Source organism: Halobacteriovorax sp. BALOs_7 (assembly GCF_003612895.1).
GTDB lineage: Bacteria > Bdellovibrionota > Bacteriovoracia > Bacteriovoracales > Bacteriovoracaceae > Halobacteriovorax_A > Halobacteriovorax_A vibrionivorans.
In genome coordinates, this window is sequence record NZ_CP027772.1 from 553,815 (window position 1) to 580,383 (window position 26,569).

General features: G+C 35.7%; 19 protein-coding genes. 10 read left to right on the top strand and 9 right to left on the bottom strand.

Annotated elements, in window-relative coordinates:
* Positions 1 to 162 precede the first annotated feature (162 nt).
* Positions 163 to 1,824 (top strand): long-chain-fatty-acid--CoA ligase, encoded by a 1,662-nt coding sequence (locus BALOs_RS02720; RefSeq protein WP_120404203.1) that lies wholly within the window; start codon positions 163 to 165, stop codon positions 1,822 to 1,824.
* 49 nt (positions 1,825 to 1,873) lie between these two features.
* On the opposite strand, the gene BALOs_RS02725 is transcribed toward BALOs_RS02720, so the two are convergent.
* Complete coding sequence (locus tag BALOs_RS02725) at positions 1,874 to 2,392, bottom strand: hypothetical protein (protein ID WP_115361712.1); 519 nt, start codon at positions 2,390 to 2,392, stop codon at positions 1,874 to 1,876.
* Positions 2,393 to 2,565: 173 nt separating this feature from the next.
* On the opposite strand from BALOs_RS02725, the gene BALOs_RS02730 reads away from it, so the two are divergent.
* Together BALOs_RS02730 and BALOs_RS02735 are read left to right on the top strand one after the other, a co-directional pair.
* The gene (locus BALOs_RS02730; RefSeq protein WP_120404204.1) at positions 2,566 to 3,399 is read left to right on the top strand and encodes a BamA/TamA family outer membrane protein; all 834 of its coding nucleotides are present in this window, start codon (positions 2,566 to 2,568) and stop codon (positions 3,397 to 3,399) included.
* Between the two features lie 102 nt (positions 3,400 to 3,501).
* Entirely contained in the window at positions 3,502 to 8,106 is a 4,605-nt protein-coding gene (locus BALOs_RS02735; RefSeq protein WP_120404205.1) for a hypothetical protein, read from the top strand.
* 3 nt (positions 8,107 to 8,109) lie between these two features.
* On the opposite strand, the gene BALOs_RS02740 is transcribed toward BALOs_RS02735, so the two are convergent.
* Complete coding sequence (locus BALOs_RS02740; RefSeq protein ID WP_120404206.1) at positions 8,110 to 9,066, bottom strand: hypothetical protein; 957 nt, start codon at positions 9,064 to 9,066, stop codon at positions 8,110 to 8,112.
* A 189-nt stretch (positions 9,067 to 9,255) separates the two neighbouring features.
* Between BALOs_RS02740 and BALOs_RS02745 the strand changes: the two genes are divergently transcribed.
* From BALOs_RS02745 to BALOs_RS02755, 3 genes are all read left to right on the top strand, one after another.
* Positions 9,256 to 10,830 carry a hypothetical protein gene (locus tag BALOs_RS02745; RefSeq protein WP_115361704.1) on the top strand — a complete coding sequence of 525 codons (1,575 nt, stop codon included), beginning with the start codon at positions 9,256 to 9,258 and terminating at the stop codon, positions 10,828 to 10,830.
* Positions 10,831 to 10,999: 169 nt separating this feature from the next.
* Positions 11,000 to 12,181: a serine protease gene (locus BALOs_RS02750; RefSeq protein WP_120404207.1), complete on the top strand. Its 1,182-nt coding sequence runs from the start codon at positions 11,000 to 11,002 to the stop codon at positions 12,179 to 12,181.
* Between the two features lie 109 nt (positions 12,182 to 12,290).
* Positions 12,291 to 12,818, top strand: a complete 528-nt coding sequence (locus BALOs_RS02755; protein ID WP_120404208.1) for a hypothetical protein — start codon at positions 12,291 to 12,293, stop codon at positions 12,816 to 12,818.
* A 169-nt stretch (positions 12,819 to 12,987) separates the two neighbouring features.
* Here the strand turns inward: BALOs_RS02755 and metG are convergent, their stop codons facing one another.
* Entirely contained in the window at positions 12,988 to 14,472 is a 1,485-nt protein-coding gene (gene metG, locus BALOs_RS02760; RefSeq protein ID WP_120404209.1) for a methionine--tRNA ligase, read from the bottom strand.
* Between the two features lie 3 nt (positions 14,473 to 14,475).
* Positions 14,476 to 16,884, bottom strand: a complete 2,409-nt coding sequence (gene leuS, locus BALOs_RS02765) for a leucine--tRNA ligase (RefSeq protein WP_120404210.1) — start codon at positions 16,882 to 16,884, stop codon at positions 14,476 to 14,478.
* Positions 16,885 to 17,084: 200 nt separating this feature from the next.
* Here leuS and BALOs_RS02770 point away from each other — a divergent pair, with 200 nt between their 5' ends.
* From BALOs_RS02770 to BALOs_RS02780, 3 genes are read left to right on the top strand one after another with little or no spacing between them, the layout of a single operon-like run.
* The gene (locus BALOs_RS02770; RefSeq protein WP_115361693.1) at positions 17,085 to 17,588 is read left to right on the top strand and encodes a c-type cytochrome; all 504 of its coding nucleotides are present in this window, start codon (positions 17,085 to 17,087) and stop codon (positions 17,586 to 17,588) included.
* Positions 17,589 to 17,640: 52 nt separating this feature from the next.
* Positions 17,641 to 18,033 (top strand): cell envelope biogenesis protein OmpA, encoded by a 393-nt coding sequence (locus tag BALOs_RS02775; protein ID WP_115361691.1) that lies wholly within the window; start codon positions 17,641 to 17,643, stop codon positions 18,031 to 18,033.
* Entirely contained in the window at positions 18,034 to 18,555 is a 522-nt protein-coding gene (locus BALOs_RS02780; protein ID WP_115361689.1) for a gamma carbonic anhydrase family protein, read from the top strand.
* Here the strand turns inward: BALOs_RS02780 and BALOs_RS02785 are convergent.
* Genes BALOs_RS02785 through BALOs_RS02805 form a run of 5 tightly spaced genes read right to left on the bottom strand, consistent with a single transcriptional unit; the run spans position 18,548 to position 23,385 of the window.
* Positions 18,548 to 18,958, bottom strand: coding sequence for a response regulator (locus BALOs_RS02785; RefSeq protein ID WP_115361688.1), 411 nt, complete (start codon positions 18,956 to 18,958; stop codon positions 18,548 to 18,550). The genes BALOs_RS02780 and BALOs_RS02785 overlap by 8 nt on opposite strands.
* On the bottom strand, positions 18,958 to 20,430 hold the full coding sequence (locus BALOs_RS02790; protein ID WP_115361686.1) for a hybrid sensor histidine kinase/response regulator: 1,473 nt from the start codon (positions 20,428 to 20,430) through the stop codon (positions 18,958 to 18,960). The genes BALOs_RS02785 and BALOs_RS02790 overlap by 1 nt, the downstream gene beginning before the upstream one ends.
* Before the next feature lies 1 nt (position 20,431).
* On the bottom strand, positions 20,432 to 20,893 hold the full coding sequence (locus BALOs_RS02795; RefSeq protein WP_115361683.1) for a hypothetical protein: 462 nt from the start codon (positions 20,891 to 20,893) through the stop codon (positions 20,432 to 20,434).
* Positions 20,894 to 20,897: 4 nt separating this feature from the next.
* Complete coding sequence (locus BALOs_RS02800) at positions 20,898 to 21,653, bottom strand: hypothetical protein (RefSeq protein WP_115361681.1); 756 nt, start codon at positions 21,651 to 21,653, stop codon at positions 20,898 to 20,900.
* A 7-nt stretch (positions 21,654 to 21,660) separates the two neighbouring features.
* A complete protein-coding gene (locus tag BALOs_RS02805) occupies positions 21,661 to 23,385 on the bottom strand; it encodes a SpoIIE family protein phosphatase (RefSeq protein ID WP_115361679.1) in 1,725 nt (574 codons plus the stop codon).
* A gap of 70 nt (positions 23,386 to 23,455) precedes the next feature.
* On the opposite strand from BALOs_RS02805, the gene BALOs_RS02810 reads away from it, so the two are divergent.
* Entirely contained in the window at positions 23,456 to 26,365 is a 2,910-nt protein-coding gene (locus BALOs_RS02810; RefSeq protein WP_115361676.1) for a FecR domain-containing protein, read from the top strand.
* Positions 26,366 to 26,569 lie beyond the last annotated feature (204 nt).

Genomic DNA, 26,569 nt, shown 5'->3' on the forward strand with positions numbered 1-26,569 from the left:
GGTCATTCTTATATCGAATAAAATTTATTACTTCAAGAACTTTTGTGAATATGCATGAGATAATGCAACGCGCGCACAGAATGCTTATTGTAAGTAGCTAAAAATTAAAATACAATAAAATGTACTTTAAAATTATTAATTATTAACAAATGGAGTTTTGCTGTGACAAAGCCTTGGTTAAAACACTATCAAGATGGTGTAGCTGAAGAAATTAATCCTGAATCGTACGCTTCAATTCCTTCTTTATTAGAAGAGAGTTTTAAGAAGTTTGCTTCGAAGCCATCATTTCATTGTATGGGTAAAACTCTTACGTATGGTGAAATTGATCACTTATCAAAGAAGTTTGCTTCATACCTACAAAATGATCTTGGTCTTCAAAAGGGTGATCGCGTTGCCATCATGATGCCAAATATTCTTCAATATCCAGTTGCTCTATTTGGTATTCTTCGCGCAGGTATGGTTTGTGTAAATGTAAACCCACTTTATACAGCAAGAGAACTTGAGCATCAGTTAACTGATTCACAATCAAAAGTGATTATTATATTTGAAAACTCAGCATCTGTACTTGCAGAAGTTGTTAAGAATACTCCAATTGAGCACGTACTTGTAACTCAAATTGGTGATATGCTTAAATTTCCAAAATCACTTCTAGTTAATTTTGTTATTAAGCATGTTAAGAAAATGGTTCCATCTTGGGATCTTCCAGGTGCTAAGTCATTTCTTGAGGCCCTTGATAAAGGTGACGAGTCTAAGTACAAAAGACCTGAGATCATTAATTCTGATCTAGCTTTCCTACAATATACAGGTGGAACGACTGGTGTTTCAAAAGGTGCAGAACTAACTCACAGAAATATTGTGGCAAACCTTTGCCAAGCAGGTGAGTGGATTTCTCCAGTAGTTGAAGAAGGAAAAGAGATTATTATTACACCTCTTCCGCTTTATCATATCTTCTCATTAACAGCTAACTGCTTCACATTCTCAAAGATTGGAGCATTAAATGTTTTAATTACTAACCCAAGAGATATTCCTGGTTTTGTAAAAGAATTAAAGAAGTGGGACTTCACTGCACTTACTGGAGTAAATACTCTTTTTAACGGACTTTTAAATAATGAAGACTTTAAAACAGTCGACTTCTCTCACCTAAAGTTAACTCTTGGTGGTGGGATGGCCGTTCAACGTGCAGTTGCTGAAAGATGGAAGGAAGTTACTAAGACTCCTCTAATCGAAGCTTATGGACTAACTGAAACTTCTCCAGCAGCATGTATTAATCCGATGGACCTTAAAGATTACAATGGAATGATTGGTCTTCCTGTTTCATCAACTGATGCATGTATTAAAGATGACGATGGAAATACTTTAAATGCAGGTGAAGTTGGGGAGATCTGTATTAAAGGTCCACAAGTTATGAAAGGTTACTGGGGACGTCCAGAAGAGACAGCTAAAGTTATGACTACTGATGGATACTTTAAGACAGGTGACATTGGTGTTATGAATGAAGAAGGTTTCTTCAAAATTGTTGATCGTAAAAAAGATATGATTCTTGTTTCAGGATTCAATGTTTATCCAAATGAAGTAGAAGAAATTATCGTTACTCATCCTAAAGTATTTGAATGTGCAGCTGTTGGTGTACCAAATGAAAAGTCGGGTGAGGTTGTTAAACTCTTTGTTGTTAAAAACGATCAGTCTCTTACTGAGGAAGAGTTAATGGCATTCTGTAAAGAGAACTTAACGGGTTACAAGAGACCAAAGTTCATTGAGTTTAGAGATGAGCTTCCAAAATCAAATGTTGGAAAAATTTTAAGAAAAGACCTAAGAGGTCAATAGTAAAGAAAGGGAGCTTCCAGCTCCCTTTTTATTTAATGCTAAGTTAAATTTATAACGCCAGCTTCTTTAGTTGAGAAATAGTATCCTGATTGTAAGTGTTAATTCTTAAAGTGGAATAAGCAGCCTCTTTTACGACGGCATCAACATATTGTGGCTTTGTTGCTCCTGTTAGAGCATCTGTCATATCTGTTGGATGCTTAACAGTCTTGAAAATTGGTGGATTGATTCCAAGTAATAGGTGAAGGCGATTAATATCATCTTCCGTCATTGGCCTATGGAGTTTCTTTGTTAAACCAGCTTTAGATTTTAATTTTAAAAACTCATACTTAGTATTGTAAAATAGTGTGAAAATAACAGGAAGGCATGCGCTATTACATCCTGTTGTTGTATTTACTTCTCTTATGAAACCAAGTTTTTTACCCTCTTTATTAAAAGCGACCTGAATAGTCGTATTAATAGGGTTCTCACTGATTTTATCTTCAACTTTAATTTTCTTAACTTTAGAAATCTTAGGAAAGATGCTTTTGTAAAAACTGATATCATTTCCATAGATAGAAGTGCTCGTCATAAGAATTAAAGATATTATTTTCAACATAGGTCTACTCACATGAAATTACAGTATTGTATTTTCTTTTTACTTATTCTCAATTCTATGACTTTTGCTCAAGAATCGCAACGTGCACAAAAGGTCATTGAAAAAGTGAGCAATGATTCACAAAAGTAACAACAAATGATTCGGCCATGGGTGCCGTTGGTACACAATTATTTCTAGGCCCTGATTTATGGAGAATATCGGGGGGATACTTTGAGGGTGATATTCTAAGCGAGATGTTTAAAGTACAATTAGATCGATTTATTGATACTTCAAATGAAATTCGGGCCGTTCTTGTAAACGTAAATAGAAGGGTTTGGAAGAAATTATTTATAGGCTTTGGAGCAGTTTGGAATGAGGTCATTTTTACATCTGAAGGAAGTACTCCTCTAGGTACTTCAAATACTGGCTTCAAGTTTAACTTATTCTATGACACTAGAGATAATACTTTCTCTCCTACAGATGGTTTCTTCTTAAATACAAGAACTAGTTTTTATCGCAAGGATCTAGGAGGAGATGATAATATAACAACGATCGACGCTTCTTTTTCTCAATACTTCTCTCTCACAGACAATGGGCATTTATTCTCATGGATATATGACTCAAGCTTCAATCTTGGTGATACGAATCCTAATTACAATTATAATTTTGGTTCCCGTGGCTCAAGAGGATACACAGGTAAGGTGTTTGAAGGTGCAAATATGTTACGTTTTGAAGGAGAGTATAAATATTATTTTAAAAGTATTTTATCCTCTCGCTTTGGATTAGCAGGATTTGCTGGAGTTGGCTTTGTTTTTGGGGGCCGCTCTCGTGTTGGAAATGATATTTCTTCAGACCTATTTGATTCTGATCCTCTTGCTCATATTGGAGGGGGGATTCGCTATAAGGTTCTACCAAAACAAAATCTAAATATGCGAATTGACATGGCCTATGGGCGTGAAGATGTCTTTACGATGTACTTTGCACTCAATGAAGCAATATAGCTACACAGTGTTCAGAGTTTGAACACTTCTTCAATCGTATCTACTTGAAATCATGTCGATTCACTAAAGAGATTTTGGCACTCATATTGCTCTTATATACCCATGGTATTTAAAAAACTTGTGACATTCTTTATTATTTCTCTTTGTTCATTTCAGATGGCATTTGCTCAAACTATTGAAAATACGAGACAAATTGCTAACTATATCGATTTAGAAGATCTTAAAGCGCAGCTTGCCCAGGTAAAGAAAGAACTGAGAGGGAATATCTCGTCTGAACTTTCTGAAGAAGAGCTATCGGCCTATGAGCAAGCCTTTAGAATGCAAAATGATAATGAGTCACAAGGTGAGACTGGTGAAGAGAATGACTTCATTACGTTTCTTGGTTCTTTAAAGAAGAATTCTTGTGGAGTAAGGGATTATATTCAAGAAGAAAGACCTGAAGAGAAAAAAGAAGATGAGGGAAGAGGTAAGAGCCTTTTTACTGATATCTCAAAAGTAATTTCTGAAATCGAAGTTGGTGATTCTCCAAATCGTAGCCAAAAACGTTATATTCAAGGATATGCAAGAAAAGCAATTCAATATTTTGAAAGAGCAAAGTCTTTTAAAGCAAAGGTAGAAGACTTTATTAATGAAACGAATGAAGCTTATGCTGATAAAGAAGAATTACTTCTTGCTTACAACGATTCATTTGTAAAAGGTCTACATGATGTAAAGGTTTCATTAACTCCTTTTATCAATATGAGTAGTATTGATATCAATACTATCCTACCAAAGTTGACGACAGACTTCATTGAAGAAGAGACAGAACTATATAGTTTTCTTGTTAATGGAGAAATGAAAGATAAGATCTTTTTTAAAGTAAATTTTGAAGGAAGTGATGTAACTTTAGAACTTGATACTTTTCAAAACTTTAAAAGAGATATCGTAATTATTAATGAATCTCCAAGTGGTAAGAACTATCTTAGAGCACTTCGTATTTTAACAATTCAAATGATGGCAACACAAATTAGAAATTATGACATCATGATTGAGTCAAAAGAGAATCATGTTGTTATTCCAAAGAGTTGTCGTAATAAGGTTAACGGTGATTGGCCTCATCTACTAGAGCTAAAAGTAGATGAATCTGTAGCTAAGACATACCTTGATAATCTAATCAAGAATTCTGGACTTGCTTATGATGAGATGAATCTTGAACTAATGAGTGTCAAAGAAGCTCAGCAGCTAAATCCAATGGCCGAAACAATGGTTTCATCTACATCTATTGAGAATTTTTTAAGAGCAGCTAAAGGCAAGGAAGCTAAGGACTTCTATCGTAGAAGCCTAAAAGCTGGTTTTGATGAAGCTCTAGCATATGAGAAATTTATGAAAATGAAGATGCCTGAAGTATCTTCTGTATATATGAAAAAGGTTTATTCTCATAAGGGAAGAGCACGTACTTCAAAAGATGTTACAACTAAAGATATCGCTTTATTTAAGGATATTACGGGATCTGTTCCAGAAAATAAGACAATTGAAGTTGATATTTTTGAAGGAGATCAAAAGTATGTTGAGCAGATTTATCCATCAGCAATTAATGCATCTCCATATATCGCTTCGAAAATGGCCCAGGCCAGAACTGAGAAAATTGAAGACATCATAAGTGAGAATGTAAAGTCTCAGCTAAAGTCTAATACAATCATTGTAGACTTCCCATCACTTTACGCAAATGAGGGATATAGAAACTGGGGATTAAATACTCTTCATGATAAAGCAGTAGAGCTCTTAGATGATAAAAACTTCGAAATAGGATCACGCCATAATATGATGATGGTTGGTTACTGCTACAGAAAACCAGGAAATCTATGTAAAGGTGTTTCAAGACAGACTAATATCTTAAAAAGAGTTGCTGAATATATTGAAACTCTTAAGATTGATGGTAAGTATATTCCAGTTTCACGTCTAGATCAGTCAAAGACAAAAGAAAGCTATCAGGTTTTAGCCAAGATCTTTAACTATCTAAGATCGACTGCCAGAGTATTTCCTGAACTTATAACTAATGAATACGATTATCTTATTGCTCAAATGCAGGCGCTTAATCCACTAGCAAAAGTACGTTTAGGTTACTTAATTGCAAGAGAGGAACTTGAGAGTATTAAGAATGGTCGAGTTAAGACAATGAGAAAAACATCACGTGGGATGCGTGTTGATTATGATTATAGATGTTTTAACAATAACATGAAGAAGTATATCGAAAACCTAGATGAGGCAGCTAAAGTACTTATGGCCGATAAGGTGATAACACCAAACTTCTTAACGAGAAATCTAGACAAAGATGAGTATAAGAAATTATGGAATGATATCTTTGATGAATATAATAAAGATACAACTCAGATTATGACTGCTGAATTACACTCAGGGAAGAAAGCATATGAAGCAATTGAAGGACTATCAAACAAAGTTACAATAGAGCGTTCTCAAATTGAAGATGCTGCACATAAGGCAGTTGAAGGTCGCTTACTATATCAAACACAAGAAGATATCGATAATCGTCTTTTAGAAGAAGATGTTGAAAAAGTAGCATTCTTTAAAGAAATTCTTGCAGCAAAGTCTCACGAGGAAAGAAAAGCTATATTTGAATCTCGTCCACATACTATCGATATCTTTGATGACTACGAATTAGTACATAGTTTTTTAAAACTAAATATGGATCTAAAGACTCCAGTTTATAAAGATATTTTGAAAAGATCGGCACTTGAGCGTCAACAAGAGACATATCGTAAGCTTAATCGTTTCTGTCAAATCGAAGAAGATGATGTTGATAGTTTAAAAGAAAACTTTTATGCGACAGTTAAAGTTCAAGATCAGCTTAATCAGCTTCTTGGAATCCCAGCAGTACCTAAAGAACTAATGGATCGTATGGGAGACTGGAATAGTGATGAAAAATGGGCAATGTTTAATGGTGTTTTTGGATTCCTTCTTGGAATGGGGGCCGTTCTAGCAGCTGGATCATGTACTGTTTTAACTGGTGGACTATGTGGAATTGCTATTGCAGGAGTTGGAACTGTTGGTTTTGGAATGCAGGCAAATGCAATCAGACTAGAAACAAAAGCAAAGCGTAGAGCAGATCGTAGTGAGGACTATGTTGGTGAGATGGCCGACCTTGGATTCACTGATTCAAATGCTGCTGAAAATGTAGCAAAAGGATGGATGGCCGTTGCATTTGAAGTAATTGGTACAATTTCAATGATCTCAATTCTAACGAGAAGTATATCTGTAGGATCGAAGATTTTTAAAGAGTCATTAAAATCAATCGTTAGAAATCGTTCAAAGTTAGGAATTAAAGAATCACTAAAGCAATCAGGTAAAGATGCTTCAGTTATCGTAAATGAATCAGAAGTTGAGTTTGCTAAGCTTGTTTTAGGTCTTAAGAAATATCGTGATGTATTTAAGAATATGCTTTCTGCAAAGACAATGGATGAAGTTGCATACAACTTAAAGAACTTAGATCTAGATGAAGAATTTGTTGAAGCAACACTTAAGAAGATGAATAAAATTGAAGAAAGCTATAAAGCAGGAAGATTATCAAAGTCTACTTATAATAAAGGTATTCGCAATATCGTAAATAGTGTTGAAGAGGCCATTACAAAATCTAATGGTGGAATCTATCGTTACACAAGTGATGTTGTTGTCGATCTAGGCTATGCTGATGTGGATAGAGCTCTTGGACAAACTGTTGCAAAACTATTTAACGGAAGTCCTCTTGAATTGAGACATTACATGAGTAGCTATGTAAAAAGGTTGAATAAGTCGATGTTTAGAAATTCTTCAAAAGCAGCTAGAGCAAGACTTCGCTTAAGAAAAGCAGCAGAAGGTAAGTATCTAAAAGGGACTAACTGGATTGTGCATGCATGGAATGAAAATACAGCTAACCTTGCAAAAAGCCGTCGAGAGTTTTTAAGAATTTATGATGAGTTACAAAGATTACCAGAAGGTGAGCTAGTAGAATATATCTCTAAGAATGCAGATACTCTTACTGATATCTTTATTAAAATACCTCTTAGAAAGAGAGACTTTCCATATCTCTTAGTTCAAGGGGCACCTCACACTGGTGGGTTCTTTGGAAGAAGAGTTCCAGTAATCTCTGCAATCGGTGAAGGTGTTTTAATGAGAAAGATCTTTACAGCTAGAGCTAGGCTTACTTCTGAAGTGGCAAGAAGAACTGCAAGAGAAACACTTGGTCTTAAAAGAGTTCTAATGGCCGAGACAGTAGGTGATTTATATCGTGGACTTGAAGTTTCAGTACTAGAGGCTCTTCCTAAGATGAGTAAGAAGGAAGTAGCTGAAGTGGAAAAGATGATTGCTAAAGTTAAAGAAAAGGCAATCTCTGGAATCTATAATAACCTCGAAAGTGACCGCGCTATTATTCAATTTATGAATAAGCATGGCGTTAGCTTTGACGGACTTAGTCCTGAGCAAATCTTTTCTGAACTAAATAGAATTCTATATTCTCCAAGTGGAGAAGTTGAGAATGCATTATCTCGCTACCTATGGGCAAGTGCTGATGTTGAAGGATTATTCAAGTCACCAGAGTTCACAGGATTAGCTTATAAAGTTATGAGAGATACGATTGAAGAGAGTAATATTGGAAGTTTACAACGCTACCTTAATGCCCTCAAAATCCTACAAATTAAAGATAATGGAGCTTTAGGTAGCGTCGAGTTATTTTAGAAATTACTTTTTAAAACATTTTGCATCATCGCGTAAATATTCAAGTAACGCTAGCTTCTTTTGACGAGCTGCTGGCGTTCTTGCTTCATCAGCTTCTTTTTGAAGAACATCATAGAAAGCATCCATAGTACCTTTTTTAGACTCTTTCATCTCTTCTGCTGTCGCTTTTAGAATACGAGCTAATTCTGTCATTTCGTTATCATTAAAGCCACTTGATAGAAATGAATAGAACTTATGTCCGTTAAAGTTACTAAAAAGATCTACCTTTCCATTACTAACTGATACTTCTTTGATTGCTGAGATCAGCTCCTTTTGTGCAGACGAACCATACTTTTGGGCCGTTAAGAAATATAATAGGGCCTCTTCATCTGTAGGGTTAAGCATTGGCACACGGGCAGACCATCCTTCATTTTTTACTTGAGAATATAATTGTCTTTGAACCTTTGCAGGTGAGTTATATCGAGACATAACTTTAAAGATTCTCGCCGAACTTTCATCTTTCATTTCAGAAAGAACAAAGTCGAAGCCATTATCAGATAGATTCTTATTCACACATGGTGCACATGATAGAATAGCGCTTTTTTTGTATCCATATCTTTGAGACAGATAGACAAAGCTATTAATAGCTTCTTTTAGCTCTTTTGCTTCTGGGTTTTCTTTGGCAAAGACTTCACTAACTTTTTGTAGCCTGGCCTTATCTTGAGAGCCTTTAACCATCATCTTTAAAGTATTAAAGCTAAAGTCCTCTTTTTTTCCTGTATGAGACAGGTCTTTCATTGCAAGATCGAGATTTTTAGTTACGACACTTCTAACTTCAGAGTCTAAAACACCGCTTTTTAAAAGTAGTTGATTTAGTCCCTCGCCAGTCGCTTCAATTAGACTAAAAACAGAAGCGTAAGCCGAAGTGCTCGTGAGCATTAGGGCCATAATAAGCGTGTAAATTCTCGTTGATACTTTCATCAATTCCCCCATCAAGATATATCTAAGATCTTTATCGGCTATTTTTACTCAGATATTTAGCTTGACGCACGTGCTAAGACGAAAAAAATGATAAAAAACACTTTAGTTTCGGTGCCTTACAAGGCTTCACAAGGCTTGAATTAAGAAAATGACTTGGGTACAATGCTAGCTCACTCGGGGGAGAGTATTATGGTAAACTTATTTAGGGTATTAGTTTTATCTACTTTTTTATTGCCAAATCTTGTTCATGCAGAGCTTGATGGTGCAACTGAATCGGAAATTGAAACTTGTCGCCAATTAAAGGTCTTTCTTGATGGAAATGTTGGTGAAGTAGAGTGTCAATCTGAATACCAGATCTACTCTAAATTTGTTGGTAAATACAGCCGCTCAAAAGTTAAATCTAAATATAATCAAGTAAGAATTGCAGCCTTTAATCTTTTCAAGCCAGGTGCTACTCAAACTGAATACAAAGACCACCAACTTGTTGCTCAAATTATTGACCACTGGGATGTTGTTGCAGCAGTTGAATTAACTTCTAATAATGGCCTAAGTAAGAGGCATAATGAAGGTATCGTTGAGTACTATACTTCTCGTCTTGCTCAGATGACTGAGCAAGGAGCTGATCTTTCTGCAAGTGTAACGAGAAATGAACTTGCTCTTATTCGTGAACAATTTGATTTTCCTGGATATATTGAAGTTTTAAAAGAGCTACAAAAACTTGATGCGTCTTGGTCTCTTGTACTTTCTGGAAAGCAGGAAGGAAGCGAGAACTCGACTGTTAAAGAATTAACAGGGTTCTACTATCGTAGTAGTGTTGTTGATTTAAAGGCTACACAATATTGTCGTGATAAGTATGGAAGAAACGGAAAGTACGGCTGTCTACCAGTCTTAGATGAAAAGACTTTTGGCCGTGATGTCGATGGACTTTTCTCAAGAAGGCCATTTCTTGCAACGTTTGAATCAGGTGAATTTGACTTCACTCTTTTATCAACTCACGTTATTCACAACACGCCTTCAGATGAAGATCTTCAAAAGAAAATTCTACGAAATGTTTATGGTGTAGAAGATTATAAAGATATTGGTCCAGGGGTAACTCAGTTAAAATTTGCACGCTTTGCTGAAGTTAGACTTATGGCCGAACTAGTTGAGTACTTAAAGAAGAGTTACTATGAGCAAGATTATATTATTCTTGGTGACTTTAATCTTGAGAGTACAAATGATTACTGGGAAACTTTCTTTAATGACTTTAGAGGGTTGGAGCTAAAAATTGAAGGTGCAACTTCAATGGCCTTAGGTAAGTCATTATCTGATGGAACAATCACTCATGGAACAAAAAGTAATTATGATCACTTTCTTTTTGATCCTAATGAAACAAGAAATTGCAAAGGTAGCAATACTGCAAAGATCTTTAACTTTATTGAAGGTGACTTCTCAAAGTTAATTAATCGACGCTACCTTGTACGCTCAAATGCAAAATACCAATCTCAAACAAGAGATGTCGAAATGTACCGCCTTAAAGCAGGTGGCCGCGAGAAGGTTGAAAATCTTGTGGATAATTACACTCGCTCAATTCAAAATAAGCTAACGGTAAAAAATAATAAGCTAGTACCAAGATTTGACATGGAAGAGAGTCAAAAAGAGTTTTACGATCGAGTTATTGATTCACAGCTTTTTGATAAGACTTATTATAATTACTTAAAAGAAGTTATTAGCGACCATTTACCAATCTATATGAATTGCTCAAATCAATACGATAATGATTAATATAAGAAGGCTTCCATAGGAAGCCTTTTTTCTTTTAAGTTGCTGAAAACACAAGCATTTCAAGCTGTACATGAAATAAACATCCTCTATAAAACTTCCAATTAAAAGGATAGAAACACTCTTTTTTATTAAAATAAATATATTGATTTATTAGAATAGAGAGGAGCGAATGTTTACTGGAAAGCAGTTAATTTATACGTCATTGATCTTATTTAATTTCATCTCATGCCAAAATAGCGAGGTCGCTTCTAGTAAAGAAGTGAATGTAGAAAGCTCTAATCAAATTATTGGTAGTGATGATCGCGCTCAAACAACTGGTCGCTTAAATAAAGAAATTGTTAAAAAAGTTGGGCAAATTAGGACTGAAATTGTTAATCCAAGTACAGGTGTTGCGACAGTAAATACGTGTTCAGGGACTCTAATTAATGATAGCTATATTATAACTGCCGCTCATTGTGCCTTTAAAGCAGAGACAGAAGATCTTTTACAAAACTCATTTTTCTACCCTGGTCTAACAAATAAAAATAAACCAAAGTACGGTCGATTTCCAATTGAGAGAGTTTATTATCCAAAAGATTACTCAAATATTTCACATTATCCAGATGAAGATATTGCTATTATGAAGCTAGGTCTAGACTCTCAGGGAAGAAGTGCCGGAAATAGAGTTGGTACTGCCGGTTATTGGGGTAGGTCTAGTTTACCAGATGGAAAAACTCTAACGATAGGTTATCCAGGTGATAAGCCTGATGGTCAACAATACTTCCAAGAAAATTGTGAAATTGATCAAGCAAGTGACAAACGTCTTGATATTTATTGTGATGTAATAAGTGGCCAAAGTGGTTCACCAATTCTTGTCTACTCTGAAAAGTATGGCAACTCATATATACATGGTGTGATAACTGGAGAAGATAGATATAAGAGCGTAAATTACGGATCATTTCTAACAGATGAAAGAGGGAAAATTGCACAGGCCATTTTCTCCGGAACATTTAGTGAAGATAATGACTTTATCGAAAAATGGGTTTCAAAAGAAATGAAGCATGAAAGTATCATTAATGTTTTGATTAAAAATAATTGTTCATCAAAAGAGACTTTAATTGCATTTGATTATAAGAATCACAAAACCGATAGCTGGGAAGCGAAAGGCTTTTATACGCTTAAACCAGGTGAAACCATAAGGTTTTTTCAAACGAAGAATGGAGTGCTCTATTTACATGCACGGGATAGAAATAGAAATGTGATTATTGATGGTGAACATACGAGAAATGTTCCAGGCTCTGGCCGATTTGACATGAAGAGATATCGAATAAAGAAATGGGGTGACTTTAATATTGAAGTTCCTTGTTATTAGAATAGGCATTTTAGAGAGTTGATGCTTTCTTAAGACGTTCTTAATAAACATCTTTTATTAATGATTTAAACGTTCTACAATTTAGTAAACTAAATTATGGAGCGTTTTTTTGAAGAGTGTTATTTCTTTAAGTCTACTGGTACTAATTTTATTTTCATGCGGTGAAAATGACTATGTTGTAGGAACAAAGTTAAATCCACTAGAGAATCTTTCTGTTGAAGAAGCTTTTCATATGGAGTCTGTTGGCAAATGCTCAGCTAATACTCGTAAGCATAAGGCCATGTCCTTTACAGGTTTAATTACAGAGGATGTTGCTGGAGATCGTTTTGTTGCCCAAGTTCTTATTACATTATATCGCCAAACTAAAACCTATGACTTAAGTTATAGCGAATATCCTTTTCCTTCAAATATTGATCAAAGTATATATTCAACTTCTTTTACTCAGACCTATGATGTTGTGGATAATGAGCTTATCTTAAATAACTTTGGAACAATTAGAGCAACAGTTGAAAATGATAAAATTTCTCCGCTTATAAATATCACTGACGATATCAGGAATATTATTGAGACAGATTCTAAAATTGGGCGCGTGCTCTTCTACTCTGATGATGATGTTGTGAACGAGTGCACTCCGTAACTTTATTTATATTTTATTTGCTGATTTTCTTTTTTCATATACTTTGACTTTCCCATTGCTCCTGAGGCAACTAAGCCTGCATAAACGCAGGCTTGTTGAAATTGTTTTCTAGCTAAAGTGTAGGGGAGCTATAACAGCGTCAAATCTTAGCTTCGCTAAGATGCCGCTGTTATTTAAGTTCTACTTTTGGAAATAAAGCTTCCGGTGGCTGAGGCGTATAAGTTGCGGCCCCAAATTCCATAAGTTCAGTTCCAAGAGCACTTGAACCAATATATTCAAGAGCTGTTTTCGTACACTCTGGAAGGAAGGCCTGAAGCATATATGATGCTGCTGCCATACCGTAGAAACAGTTATAAGCGATTGGAGCAAATGCCGCTTCATCTTTCTTATGCTTCCAAGGCTCTTTATCATTTACGTATTGATTAAGGCTAACGATAAGGTCCCAAATCGCATCAATGGCCTTGTTGTGCTCACGCTTATCCATGAACTCCTTAGCACGCTCAAAATATGGAAGAGCATCGATTTCTTGGGCCACACCTTCTGGCGTGTAGACTTTATCAGGAAAGCTCTTTAGACCTAGTTTGATAACTCTCATTAAAAGATTTCCATAGTCATTTGCAAGCTCAGTATTGTGCTTATCAACTAATTCTTGTTCAGAGAATTTTCCATCACCAGATGATGAAATATTTTTTAGCATATAGTAGCGGAAAGTATCCGTTGGATATTTTTCAAGCATCTCAAATGGATCAACAACATTACCAAGAGACTTACTCATTTTCTTTCCATCTTCAGCAAGTACCATTCCGTGAACATATACTTGTTTTGGAAGAGGAAGGTCTGCGGCCTTTAGCATACATGGCCAAATTACTGAATGGAACCAAAGGATATCTTTACCAATAACGTGCATATCTGCTGGCCAGAACTTTTCTTTTTGATCTGAATCAAGAGCAGAGTAGTAATTGATAAGAGCATCAAACCAAGTATACATAACAAAGTTATCATTACCTGGAACCTTTACACCCCATCCTTGGCTTGGACGAGAAATAGCAAGGTCTCTTAGATCGTCATTTTCAAGGCGAGAAAGAATTTCTTTATAGCGTGCACCTGGAACAATAAAATCAGGGTTCGCTTTTAGGTGATCGATAATCCATTTTTGGTATTCACTCAGTTTAAAGAAGAAGCCTTCTTCTTCTTTGAGTTCAAGTGGCTTGTGGTGCTCAGGGCAGTTCCCATCAGGTGCTTGTGCTTCAGTGTAGAAAGACTCACAAGAAAGACAGTAATTACCAGAGTAGTGCCCGTGGTAAATTAATCCCTTCTCTTCAAGTTTCTTCCAAAGTTCAACACATGAATCTTCATGACGCTTCTCAGTTGTTCTGATGAAGTCGTCATGACTAATATTTGCTCTTGTACAAAGGTCTTTAAAAACTTCGACATTCTTATTAACGAATTCAAGTGTATCAAGACCTGCATCCTTGGCCGACTCAATAAGCTTTTGTCCGTTTTCATCTGTTCCAGTTAGGAAGTAAACATCTTTTCCAAGGAGTCTATTCCAACGTGCGTATGAGTCAGTTACAATCTTCTCATAAGCATGTCCGATATGAGGACGCCCATTTGGGTAGTCGATAGCTGTTGTTGCATAGAATGTATTTTTCATAGTTTATCCTTTAACTACAATGTTACAAATTCTTCCCGGAACGTAGATCTCTTTAACAATTGTTCCCGTGATAAACTTTGCTACTTTCTCATCGGCCTTGGCCTGTGCAAGAAAGTCTTCTTTTGAGATATCAGCAGGTACATCAATTGTAGATCTCGTTTTACCATTTACTTGGATGGCCATTGTGATTAGGTCATCTTTAGCAAGCTCAGGATCAAAGGTCGGCCACGGAGCAAGTGAACAAGAAGTTGTTTCACCTAAATTTGCCCACATCTCTTCAGCAGCGTGTGGAGCAAATGGAGAAAGAAGTCTTGTAAATGCTTTGGCCGTCTCAACTGAAACCTGACCAAGTTTAATAACTTCGTTATTCATTACCATCATTGCTGAGATCGCTGTGTTAAAGCGAAGGTTTTCTACATCTTCAGTAACTTTTTTAATTGTCTTGTGTAGGTGCTTTAGAACATCTTGATTCTTCTCTTCACCTTCGTAAGTATTTTCTGGGTTTCCATAGAAAGTGAATGATTTTCTAAGGAAGTTAAATACTCCTTTTACACCTTTTGTTTGCCACGGCTTAACTTTTTCAAGTGGCCCCATGAACATTTCATAAAGTCTAAGAGCATCTGCACCGTATTCTTTGATGATATCATCTGGGTTTACAGTATTTCCTTTTGACTTACTCATCTTCTCACCATGCTCATCTAGGATAAGACCTTGGTTGAAAAGTTTCTGGAATGGCTCTTTTGTGGAAACAAGTCCAAGATCAAATAGAACCTTGTGCCAGAAGCGAGCGTAGAGTAGGTGAAGAACAGCGTGCTCAACTCCACCAACATACAGATCGACTGGCATCCAGTATTCTTCTAATTGCTTATCCCATGCAACTTCAGAGTTCTTTGGATCAATGAAGCGTAGGTAGTACCAACAAGACCCTGCCCACTGAGGCATTGTATTTGTTTCACGTCTTGCTTTCTTGCCTGTCTTTGGATCAGTTAAGTATAACCAATCATCAATGCGAGCTAGTGGTGACTCACCAGTTCCCGATGGTTCATACTTTTCAACTTCAGGAAGACCAACTGGAAGCTCATCTTCATCAAGACATCTTACAGTTCCATCTTCAAATTTTAAAATTGGGAATGGTTCTCCCCAGTATCTTTGACGAGAAAATAACCAGTCGCGAAGCTTGTAGTTAATTTCTTTCTTTCCGATATTTTTTTCTTCAAGGTGAGCGATAACTTTTGAAATCGCATCTTCTTTATTTAGCCCATCTAGGAAGTCTGAATTAATATGGGTACCATCTCCAGTGAAGGCCGCTTCATTAACGTCTCCACCTTCAAGGACTGGAAGGATTTCAAGGTCGTATTTCTTAGCAAATTCCCAGTCTCTTTCGTCATGAGCTGGAACGGCCATGATCGCTCCTGTTCCGTACGAGATTAGGACATAATCAGCAATCCAAATTGGAATCTCTTTTCCATTAAGAGGGTTGATTGCATAAGCGCCAGTGAAAACACCGGACTTATTCTTATTTAGATCCGTTCGATCAAGATCAGACTTAAGGGCCGCTTCTTTGATATAGGCTTCAATATCTGCTTTTTGATCTTCAGTGGTAATTTTTGCAACTAGGTCGTGTTCAGGAGCTAGGACCATGTACGTTGCACCAAAAAGAGTATCTGGACGAGTTGTGAAAACATCAATTTTCGAATCTGCACCTTTTACTTCAAAAGAAACCTGTGCACCTTCAGAGCGACCAATCCAATTTCTTTGTAACTCTTTTAGAGACTCTGGCCAATCAAGATCATCAAGATCTTCGAGAAGACGGTCTGCGTATTCAGTAATCTTTAACATCCACTGCTTCATTGGTTTTCTAACAACTGGGTGGCCACCAACTTCAGATTTTCCATCGATTACTTCTTCGTTAGCTAGAACTGTCTTAAGTTCAGGACACCAGTTAACAGAAATCTCATCTTCAAAAGCTAGGCCTTTATTATAAAGTTGAGTAAAGATCCATTGAGTCCACTTATAGTAATCAATACTTGAAGTTGCGATCTCACGATCCCAATCATATGAGAATCCACAAGCCTTTAGTTGTCTTGTGAAGTTTCCAATATTTTCTTTTGTTATTACATTTGGGTGAGTTCCCGTTTTGATGGCGTAGTTCTCAGCAGGAAGTCCAAATGAATCCCAACCCATTGGGTGAAGAACATTGTGCCCATTCATTCTTTTAAAACGAGCTAAGATATCTGTTGCTGTGTATCCTTCAACGTGACCAACGTGAAGTCCTGCACCTGATGGATAAGGAAACATATCCAATACATAGTATTTAGGTTTCGTTTTGTCTGTTGAGTCGGTTCTAAAAGTTTTGTTGTCTTCCCAAAACTTTTGCCATTTTGGTTCAATCTCACCAAAGTTGTACTGCATTAAAAGCTCCTGAATTTACTTAAGTTTTTGTGGCCGAATTATAAACCCTATAATGTAGAACGTCCATGTATTAGCCGTGCGTTATTGATGACGCGCAAGGTAGTAAGATTTGAGCTTGATACCTTTACGATTGCCAAAATCAGTCAGGACAATTATACTTAAGCCATTAAAAGTAGATTAATTTTTGGAATGGAGAAACGATGTATCGTTTAGTGCTATTTTCCCTCACTTTAGTAGGGCTAGTTCTTGTTATGAACTTATCAAGTTACCAGAGCGTTGAAGTCAACAATGAGAAATATAATTTTGAAGCAGCTGAAAAAGCTCATATTGCTCACTTAAAAGAAGTTGAAGAACTTGCAAAAATACACGCTGAAGTTACAGCTCCACCAGTTATCACTGATGAAGTAATCGAAGAAAAGACAATTATCCCTTTAGATACTCCACAACTTGAAAGAGCAGATAAGCTTTATAAGCAATGTATTGCATGTCACGCTAAAGATGGTTCAGGGAAAGCCGCTAATAAGGCACCTCGTATTGGTGGACAAATGGAATGGTATATTGAGAAGCAACTTCTTGATATGAAAAACGGAGTACGTGTTAACCAGCAAATGTTAACTATTGTTAAAAAACTTTCCCCAGAGGATATTGCTGATTTAGCAGCCTATCTTTCAAAGATTCCATGGGGTGGAGTTAAAGAAGAATAAAATTCAAATCTAAATAAGGCCGCTTTAAGCGGCTTTTTTTTTGGGAGCAATCATGAAGATATTTTCACTATCGCTTTTAATTGTCTTAGTTGCCTGCGCTTCTAAACCTAAACTCTACCCAAATAAGGCCTATCAAAAATATGGAAAGGAACAAGCTGATCGAGATATCTCTCTTTGCATGGATAAGGCCGATGAGTTTTTAGAAAGTGAGCGTGGAAGGCAGATGATTCGTGAAGGTGGAAAAGGTGCTGCATGGGGTGCTATCGTTGGTGCTGTAGCAAGTGCTGTCTTTGGTGGAAATGCTGGACGAGGAGCCGCTCAGGGCGCAGCTATTGGCGGAGCGAGTGGTGCCGCATCAGCAGGTCTAAGTGAAGATGAAGTAAAACAGCGCTTTGTTAATCGCTGTCTTGCAGAAAAAGGTTATGAAGTAATTGGGTGGAGATAGATGACGCTATATCGTTATAAAGGAATTGAACCAAGTCTTGGTGAGGGATGTTTTGTCGCCGACTCAGCAGATGTCATAGGAAAGGTCTTTCTTGGAAAGAATGTTTCTCTATGGTTTCAAGTTGTTGCTCGTGGTGATGTGAACGAAATACACATAGGTGATAATTGTAATATTCAAGATCTGACAATGCTTCATGTTGTTGAAGATATTCCGTTAATTATCAAAGAGAATGTTAGTGTGGGCCATAGTGTAACTCTGCACGCGTGTACAATTGAAGAAGGCTGTCTTATTGGAATGGGGGCCACTGTTCTTGATGGTGCTGTCATTGGAAAAAACTCTATTGTAGCAGGGGGAAGTGTTGTTCCTCCTGGAAAAGTTTATCCCCCTGAGAGCTTTATTATAGGTACTCCTGCTGTTGCCAAAAGAAAGCTCACACCAGAAGAGGTGAATACATATAGTAATCATTATAAGTCTTATCTTTTAACAAAAGATGAGTTTTTAAATGAAGTCGAGCCTATTTAATCTTTAGGAGAGAGTAGACCTTATCGATGAGATCATCTCTTGAAAATGGCTTTACTAAAACATTTGTTACACCAGAATTAATAACACTAACCATTGAGCGATTATCTAAAAATCCTGAAATAAGAAGATACTTCATTTTCTGATACTTCATTGATTTACTTGCAACATCGATAAAATAAGTTCCATCCTTATCAGGTAATTTATAATCAATAATAACAAGATCAAAGTCTTCATTTCTAAGTTTTAAAAGTGCCACACTTACCGTATCAGCAGTAACAATATTTTTAAATGCACCAGTTTGTTCTAAAAATGTTTTGATAAGAAAGCAGATCTTTTCCTCATCATCAACAATGAGAACAGAAGGTTTTTTTGCTAATGGTGGACTTGCCGGAGACATTGCCATTAGTTATTCTCCTCACTCTTAATTCCAAGTAAATCTAGAATATCTTCTTTTTCAAAAGGCTTCTCAAGGAACCCTTTTATTTCCTGATAACCTGCTATCAAGTTCTTTTGAGCTACACCTGACATTATAAACACAGGTGTCTCATCTCCTTGACTAGCTAGCTCTTTTGCAAACTCAACACCATTCTTCTCAGGCATATCATAGTCTGTGATGATGGCATCTACATTTGTACCCAATAGAAGTCTTTGAGCTTCAATTGCATCGGAAGCAAAGATAAGATTTACTGGCCCATCTTTAAAATACTTTGCAAATAAGTTTAATATTTGTGGTTCATTATCAATTACTAGAACTCTTTTGAAATCTAAATTGATACTAAGTTCACTATCTGTAAATGAAGTCGTCTCCATTTTTGGAAGAGTGATTTCAAAATTACATCCGCTATCAGAATCCACAAGCTTTAAACTACCTGAATATGAATCGATAATTTTAGAAGAAATAGCAAGGCCAAGCCCTGTACCTTCTCCAACTTCTTTTGTAGTAAAGAAAGACTCAAATATTTGATCTTTATTTTCTGCATTAATTCCCGGCCCATTATCAATAACATTGATAATGTGGCAAACATCATCTTTTGTAATTGTTATTGTAATAGTAGGAGAGGCTACTTTAGCGTCTACAAGGGCGTGGATTGCATTAGTTACTAAGTTAATAATAACTTGCTCCATTTCAATTGGGTTGGCCAAAATAATTGAAGACGATTTGCAGTCAAATTCAACTTTAATTCCATCTTGTTCGAGTGGAACTTTCAAAAGACTAAGAGATCTTTCAACTACTTTTTCAACAGAAATGAATTTCTTATTACTATCTTTATTGTGTAGGAAGCTCTTTAGGCCTTTTATAATTTTTGTAATACGATCGATAGAGTCTTTAGTATCGTGAATACTTCCAGTGATTAGATCCTTTGATTCAATATTCTCATTACTAATTAAAGCATCCACTAATTCAAGGTTTCCTGATGCGATCGTAAGAGGATTTGAGATCTCATGTGAGATCGTAGCAGTAATCTCTCCGATAGTACTTAGTTTATCGGCTTGAATAATTTGGTTATGTATCTCTTTGAGTTCTTCAATTTGATATCGATATTTTGTATAAAGATTCTTTTCAATACTTATATCATTAAAGCAGACAATCTTTTCATCATTTGCCTCAATCGCTTTAATAATAACGTGGTAAAAAGTTTGATCGTCAAGATAGATCTCTACTTCTGGACCGACTTTTACACCTTGAATATCATAGAGAAAACTTTCAATTTCAAACCCTGTAAATAAGCTTCTAAGTTTTGGTCCTTTCTTTAAAATTCGTGGTGACTTCTTAAAGAATGAAGCAAAGTAGTGATTATAATAAACAATTTCATTGCTCTTGTTTACAACACAGATAGGTTCAAAAATTGAATCGTAGAGATTGTAGTTGCTCATATTAGCTCATCTGTTTAATGAATTGAAAGTATTGCGCTTCGATAGCATCAAACTCAAGTTCTTCTCCTGCATCATTTTTCATAACAGGTGCTTTATTATCAACAACGTCACTAGTATTAATTAGAATCATTTTTACTTCGTCAGTTGATTCTTCGTAATATGGAGCATAGAAGCTCTCAACATCAATACCAGGCTTGATAAAGCCGTGGACCATATTAATTTGTTCGATGACACTTTGTGGACAATGAGAGTAGGTGATCTTGCCAGATAATTCACCTAGCATATTGATCCATTCTCTAATTCCACATGAGTTTATCATTTCAACATTATTAAAGTTGATATGTAACTTCTTATCTTTCAAATCGAGAATAGGCTTTAGATCAGCATCCTCGTCAATTCTTCCTGTTAGATTAACAATGGTTGTGTCATTTTCTGTTTTGACTTCAACACTTAAGTTACTCATAGTTTTATTCCTTTAAATTATATAAGTTTATTGAAGGTATTCTTTTACTAATATCTTTGTATCTTTTGTTCTTCTCAATATAGACATAGAAGTCTGTTGATTCAGGGTTTTGAACAACTTGCAAGCGATCACAATTTTGCAAGATGAAGTATAGTCCTAGTCCTGCTCCACGGCCCTCTTGCCTTGGTTTCTTCTCTTTAGCTGCTCGGTAAAGGGATGAAACAATTGAGGATTTCTTCACTTTAGTATAACTCTTGTAGTGGATAATAATCTTGCAATCATCTTGAGAAAGGCGTATTTCTCCCTTTTTTTGGGTACTTGTCCTATGAAATATATCATTTGTGTAGAACTCGTTGGTAACTAGATTTAGTTTACTTGAGATGCTCTCGTGATAACCTTCGAAGTCAATATCTTGAAGAAGCTGTTGAAGGCTTTTATCAAATCCATCTTCACTTTCAATAGTTACTTTATTTTGCACCTTAGGAGCGATACGACTTTCGAGATTATTTTTTTGTTCATCATTTATAAAGTCCACGACAGATTTAATTTCATCTTTGAGGCTAGGGGAGTTTGCAATAATATGATTTGCACCATTATCAACTAGATATTTTAAGTTAATAAGAGTGTCATAGCGGCTGATAAAAATATCACTGGCCTTTTGAAGTTCATCTCCAATTGCAATATTTTGATTTGGAGAGTGGAGATTGAGATTTTCAATTTCTTCAAATTCTGAATGTTGGATATTTAACTTTATTCCCATAATTACATCACTTTACTTCAAGACAAATTAACGTTAGATCATCATCAAATGAGTCAGACCCTCTGTGGTCGTATACAACAGAAACTATTGTATCACGAATTTCTTTACTTGTGTTTTGTCCATAGGTCATAAGGATCTTAAGAAGTTTTCTAAGTCCCCATTGTTTACCCTCACTATTTTCAGCTTCAGTAATTCCATCCGTCATATAAACAAGAAGCTCACCGGCCTCTAGTTTAATTGTTTCATAAGAGTATGAAGATTCGTTACTTTCACCAAGTCGAGGTCCTTTAGCATCAATTAGTGGAATAATATCTGCTTTAGTGATCTCATTCCTTTTTGGAACTTTTAATACTTCCAAGTGACTGGCGTTTGTATATGAATACTCTCTTGTCTTGGTGTTGTAGACCGAAACAAATGCTGTGAGAAGAATTTTATTATTTGAAAGATCGATGACCTTATTTAAGTACTGGGTGATTTCAGCTGGAGAAATAAGAGATGTCTCTTCTTCTAGTCTTATTTTAATACTATTAAAAGCCGAATTAATGGCCGATGTTAGAAGCGCTGCTGGTAGGCCATGTCCTGTAGCATCTGCAATAATTGTTATGATAAAGTCACCAAATTCATGATGTCCCCACCAGTCACCACCACATTCACTTGCTGGTGCTGCATAAGAGCTTATACGGACAGCGTTGGTTTCAATGTCCTTAGGTGGAAAGAACTCTTCTTGGACAAGTTTTGCAACTTTTACTTCCTCGTCTAAACGGGCCTTCTCCTTCATCTTTTCAATATAGTCTAAAATATCGCGAGACATCTGGTTGAATGAATCACCGAGAGTTCCTAGTTCATCTTTTGTTTTAATTTCTACTGTTGACTCAAAGTCTCCTTGTCCAATACTTAGTGCACGTCTGTAAAGTTTTTCAATAGGCTTTGAAATTGTTCTCGATAATAAGACGATAATAATTGTAGAAAGTGCGATAATGAAAATGGCAAAATATAAAGCTCTTTGAGTTAAAAACTTTGTTACTGAAAGAGCATCTGATTCAGAGATAGTGGAAACAACAGAAAGCTCAAAGGCCTTTGTTTGTGCTGTTGATATAAGGTAGTCATCATTGTTGAATCGAACCTTTTTAACAATATTATTTCCTTTGAATTCATTCTTATCATACTCACTTAGCCCAATAAGATCATTTCCTAGGACTAGTTTTCCATTTTGAAAGACGAGAGTATTATAGGTGCGGTTTTGTGAGAGTAGGTTATTTAAAATATTGGCCTTAATAACTATGGAAGCAAGATTGTCTTTAAACTTTTTAGTGAGAATAACAAATTTTTCATCTTCAAAAGTAAATGATGCAATTGAATCATTCCTTTGATTCTTTGGTATGGCCAATTTGAATTGGTTCTCATCTTTATCAAAGTCGCGATTAATGATGAATTCGCCTTTTTCAAGGTAGGCTAGAATATACTTTGTTTCACTAATTGCTTTTGATTTAAGCTTTTTGTTTTTAATAAGTGATAAGTTTTGAAGATCAGAAGTAATTCGATTAAGAGTATAATTGAATTCTTTTGCTACACTCGTAACGTTAAAGAGCGAGTTCTCGTAGAGATATGCTTTCTTATCTTTTTCAAATAAGTGCGTCGCATACTTTGTCAGAAAAGCAATAACAACAATCAGCAATGCAGTATTTAAAGTAATCAGTTTAAACTTGATCGGAAAGATCGGTTTCTTGCCCATTATTTACCTACGTAGAAGTCTCTTAAATATTTAGATACAATGATATTAACGATTTGCGTCATGCGCAAGAATGAGAAAAGAGTACCAGTATGGAAAGAGGATAGTGGGACGAGTTAATTCACTATTAGATACATTCGTTATCTTAGTATGTATTTGTGTTGCCGCCTTTGCTGGCAATCAAGTTTTTAATACTTCATATTATCCACCGATAATTGGTGGAGAGCGCATTACTTTAGGCCAAGTCTTTGAACTTCGAAATGATGTCCGTCGCAGAAGTTTCGATAATTTCTCATGGCATGATCTTGGAAGTAATGAAGCCTTATATCATAATGACCGAATCTTTACGGACAAGGACTCCACAGCTGAGCTTGAATTTAGTTCTGGAAATCGACTGAAAGTTTCTGAAGAAAGTCTTTTTAAAATTACGCAAGATACTGATGGAATTAATCTTAATATTGAGCAAGGTGTAGTCTTTGCTACATTAAGTAATTCTAGTGAAGCATTTGTTGTAAAAGTAGGTGATCAGATTTATGAAATCAAGTCAGATAGTTCAAAGATTAAGATTTCAACAGATGGTAAGAATAAAGAACTTTCAGTATTAGAAGGACAGGCCAAGGTTCGCCTTGGAAATCGTGAGGAAACAATTGAAAAAGGTGTTCGTGTACTTTTAACGAATGACTCTTATACGGTAAAGAAAAGTTGGCCAAGCGAGTTTACTCCTACTGATGGTAAGCTTTTCTACCTTGTTGAAAATAATCAAGTGAAATTCAATTTCAATGAAGATGTAGAAAAACTACATCTTTCAAAAACTAAGTCTGCATTTGAAAATGGGGAAGTCTTTGACGTAACAAATAATCAAATCGTAATAAAGGACTTAGGGCAGGGGATTTATTACTGGCAGGTTTCCAATGATAAAGAGGTTTCGACTGAGAAGTCATTTGAAATAATATTTGAAGAGATTCCAATATTTGAGAATTTAGAAAATGAATCAAGATTACTTGTTGGGCAAGAAAAGACAATTTATACACAGTCTTTTGATTCAATCGATTTTTTCATTAATGATGAAATTATTGAAGATGTCGATTATGATGATGGCGTTTTAAAAATTAATTTCGATGAAGTTGGCTCTTATAAATTAAGCTATCGTAATAAGTCCATTGAACACCCATTTGCTTTAAAATCAAAAAGTCATTTAATTGAAGTTATTAAGGCACCTGAGAAGATTGTTCTTAAAAGACCGTTTAATGGTGAAGAATATTATTTCTACCAGAAAGATCTCGTTGAGTTTAATTGGGAAACAGCAGATCTTCCTGAGGGACTTGAGACTTATCTCGTTTTAAATGGAAAGAGACACCTAGTGGCCGGTCAGTCTTATAAGATTCCTATTGAAGAAAGTGGCGATTATGAATGGTCCCTAGAGTATTACTTTAATGGCGAAAAAGTATCAGCATCTGATGAGAATGAGTTTAGTGTAACATTTGATAATGATAACTCCGCTCTTGAAAATGGACGAAAGGTAGTCGTTAAAAAGCCAGGAGATATGATTGACCTAACTTGGGCAAATAAAGCTGCTCCAGGAGAGCGCTCTTTTCAGGTAGAGATTTCAAAAGATCGTAGCTTTAAAAATATTGTTCAAGAGATTGAAACAACTGAGGCCAATACAAAATTACTTATTAAAGAGCTTGGTGTTCATTATTGGCGAGTGAAAAATGAGTCTGGAAAATTTGTTCCTCCAGTAAAGATTATAATTGTTCCTCCACCGCCACCGCCAGCACCGAAGATTAAAAAGATAGAAAAGCGTGTTGAGATGAATCAGTTAGGGCCATTTGTTGGAAGAGTTTTGAATTGGCTTATTCCTGTTGCTCATGCAAAAGACGATATTGTACTTAAGTGGGAAGCTGTTAATGATGTAAAAGAATATCGTGTACAAATCCTTGATGGAGATGACATTGTCGTCGATGAGAAGGTGAAAATAAATCGCTATGAATGGAAGGATTATTCAGTTGGACATTTTCAATGGCGTGTATCTGCTATTGATTATTGGAACCAAGAGAGTGAATTCTCGTCTAAAGAAGACTTAATTGTTACAAAGAAGTTTGGTGGTGCTCAAGGCATTAATTTATTATCACCTAGACATGGTAAGAGATTTAAGAAAGACGATGTCATTGAACTTCAATTTGAACAAGTAAGAGGTGATAGGTTCTATATCGAATTCTCTAAAGATCGCTTTTTTAGAAATATTAAAGAAGTTAGTTTGGGGAAGGCGACGTCTTATCGATTTAAAAATCAGCTTGAAGAAAGCTTTTACTGGAGAGTTAAAGCAATAGAAAAAGGTGATGTCATTTACTCAAAGAAACGTCGAATCGATATTAAAAAAGAGATTAAAGAAAATAGAATCTCTAAATCAAAGCCTAAGCTAGAAAAGAGTGAAAGAGATACCCATTGGTTTGTAGGGTTTAGTCCCGAATTATTAACTTACGATATTATTAGTAATTCAAAGAAACTAGAAGTCGATGACATGAATCTAATTTCTATCATTGGTGGTTATAAAACAAAGATTAAGGACTATGATGCTAAGTTTTCTCTCAAGCATTCAAGTGGAGTTGTTTTTGAAGATCTAGCTTTTAATCGTACACGTCTAGGGGCACAAGTATTAAGCCCTTTAAACTCTGTCGCTGGGCTTAAGTATGGAGTCGTCACTCAAGTTGAATATCGAAATGAACTAAGTGTTCTAAGCGACAATTCTATTGAATCAAATGCAGAGTTTTACCTTAACCTCGCTCCATCTCTTAATTACAAAATAGGTAAGGTTTCAGCTGAGCTAAATTACTTTATTCTAAATTATTCTGGCCTAAACTTTGAAGTTTCTTACCAAATAAGTGATATGTATCAGGCATCTTTTAGCTATGAAGACTTTAGCAATAGCGACATCGAATCCAATCAGCAAAGTATGGCCTTTAATCTTCAATACAACTTCTAGGAAATGTAATTTATTGAATGGCCATAATACTGGTCAGTTTATAAGGGCATAAATCTTCATATTTACACCTAAGTAACTGAAATCTAGAAATTCTTAGGCCATTTCAGAACCTCACCGAACAGCCACTTATAATAAGACCAAGTTAAACTTAACTAGTGAGGGCTATTTTGAGGGGTAATAAGAAAAGGCCACATTCACATTTAT

Bases quoted from the DNA above. Each gene is read 5' to 3' on its own strand.
- BALOs_RS02800 (WP_115361681.1), bottom strand. From the start codon at position 21,653: ATGGGAATAAAGTTAAATATCCAACATTCAGAATTTGAAGAAATTGAA.
- BALOs_RS02795 (WP_115361683.1), bottom strand. From the start codon at position 20,893: ATGAGTAACTTAAGTGTTGAAGTCAAAACAGAAAATGACACAACCATT.
- BALOs_RS02730 (WP_120404204.1), top strand. From the start codon at position 2,566: ATGGGTGCCGTTGGTACACAATTATTTCTAGGCCCTGATTTATGGAGA.
- BALOs_RS02735 (WP_120404205.1), top strand. From the start codon at position 3,502: ATGGTATTTAAAAAACTTGTGACATTCTTTATTATTTCTCTTTGTTCA.
- BALOs_RS02790 (WP_115361686.1), bottom strand. From the start codon at position 20,430: ATGAGCAACTACAATCTCTACGATTCAATTTTTGAACCTATCTGTGTT.
- BALOs_RS02770 (WP_115361693.1), top strand. From the start codon at position 17,085: ATGTATCGTTTAGTGCTATTTTCCCTCACTTTAGTAGGGCTAGTTCTT.
- BALOs_RS02750 (WP_120404207.1), top strand. From the start codon at position 11,000: ATGTTTACTGGAAAGCAGTTAATTTATACGTCATTGATCTTATTTAAT.
- BALOs_RS02810 (WP_115361676.1), top strand. From the start codon at position 23,456: ATGAGAAAAGAGTACCAGTATGGAAAGAGGATAGTGGGACGAGTTAAT.
- BALOs_RS02775 (WP_115361691.1), top strand. From the start codon at position 17,641: ATGAAGATATTTTCACTATCGCTTTTAATTGTCTTAGTTGCCTGCGCT.
- metG (WP_120404209.1), bottom strand. From the start codon at position 14,472: ATGAAAAATACATTCTATGCAACAACAGCTATCGACTACCCAAATGGG.
- BALOs_RS02745 (WP_115361704.1), top strand. From the start codon at position 9,256: ATGGTAAACTTATTTAGGGTATTAGTTTTATCTACTTTTTTATTGCCA.
- BALOs_RS02740 (WP_120404206.1), bottom strand. From the start codon at position 9,066: ATGAAAGTATCAACGAGAATTTACACGCTTATTATGGCCCTAATGCTC.
- BALOs_RS02725 (WP_115361712.1), bottom strand. From the start codon at position 2,392: ATGACGAGCACTTCTATCTATGGAAATGATATCAGTTTTTACAAAAGC.
- BALOs_RS02780 (WP_115361689.1), top strand. From the start codon at position 18,034: ATGACGCTATATCGTTATAAAGGAATTGAACCAAGTCTTGGTGAGGGA.
- BALOs_RS02785 (WP_115361688.1), bottom strand. From the start codon at position 18,958: ATGGCAATGTCTCCGGCAAGTCCACCATTAGCAAAAAAACCTTCTGTT.
- leuS (WP_120404210.1), bottom strand. From the start codon at position 16,884: ATGCAGTACAACTTTGGTGAGATTGAACCAAAATGGCAAAAGTTTTGG.
- BALOs_RS02805 (WP_115361679.1), bottom strand. From the start codon at position 23,385: ATGGGCAAGAAACCGATCTTTCCGATCAAGTTTAAACTGATTACTTTA.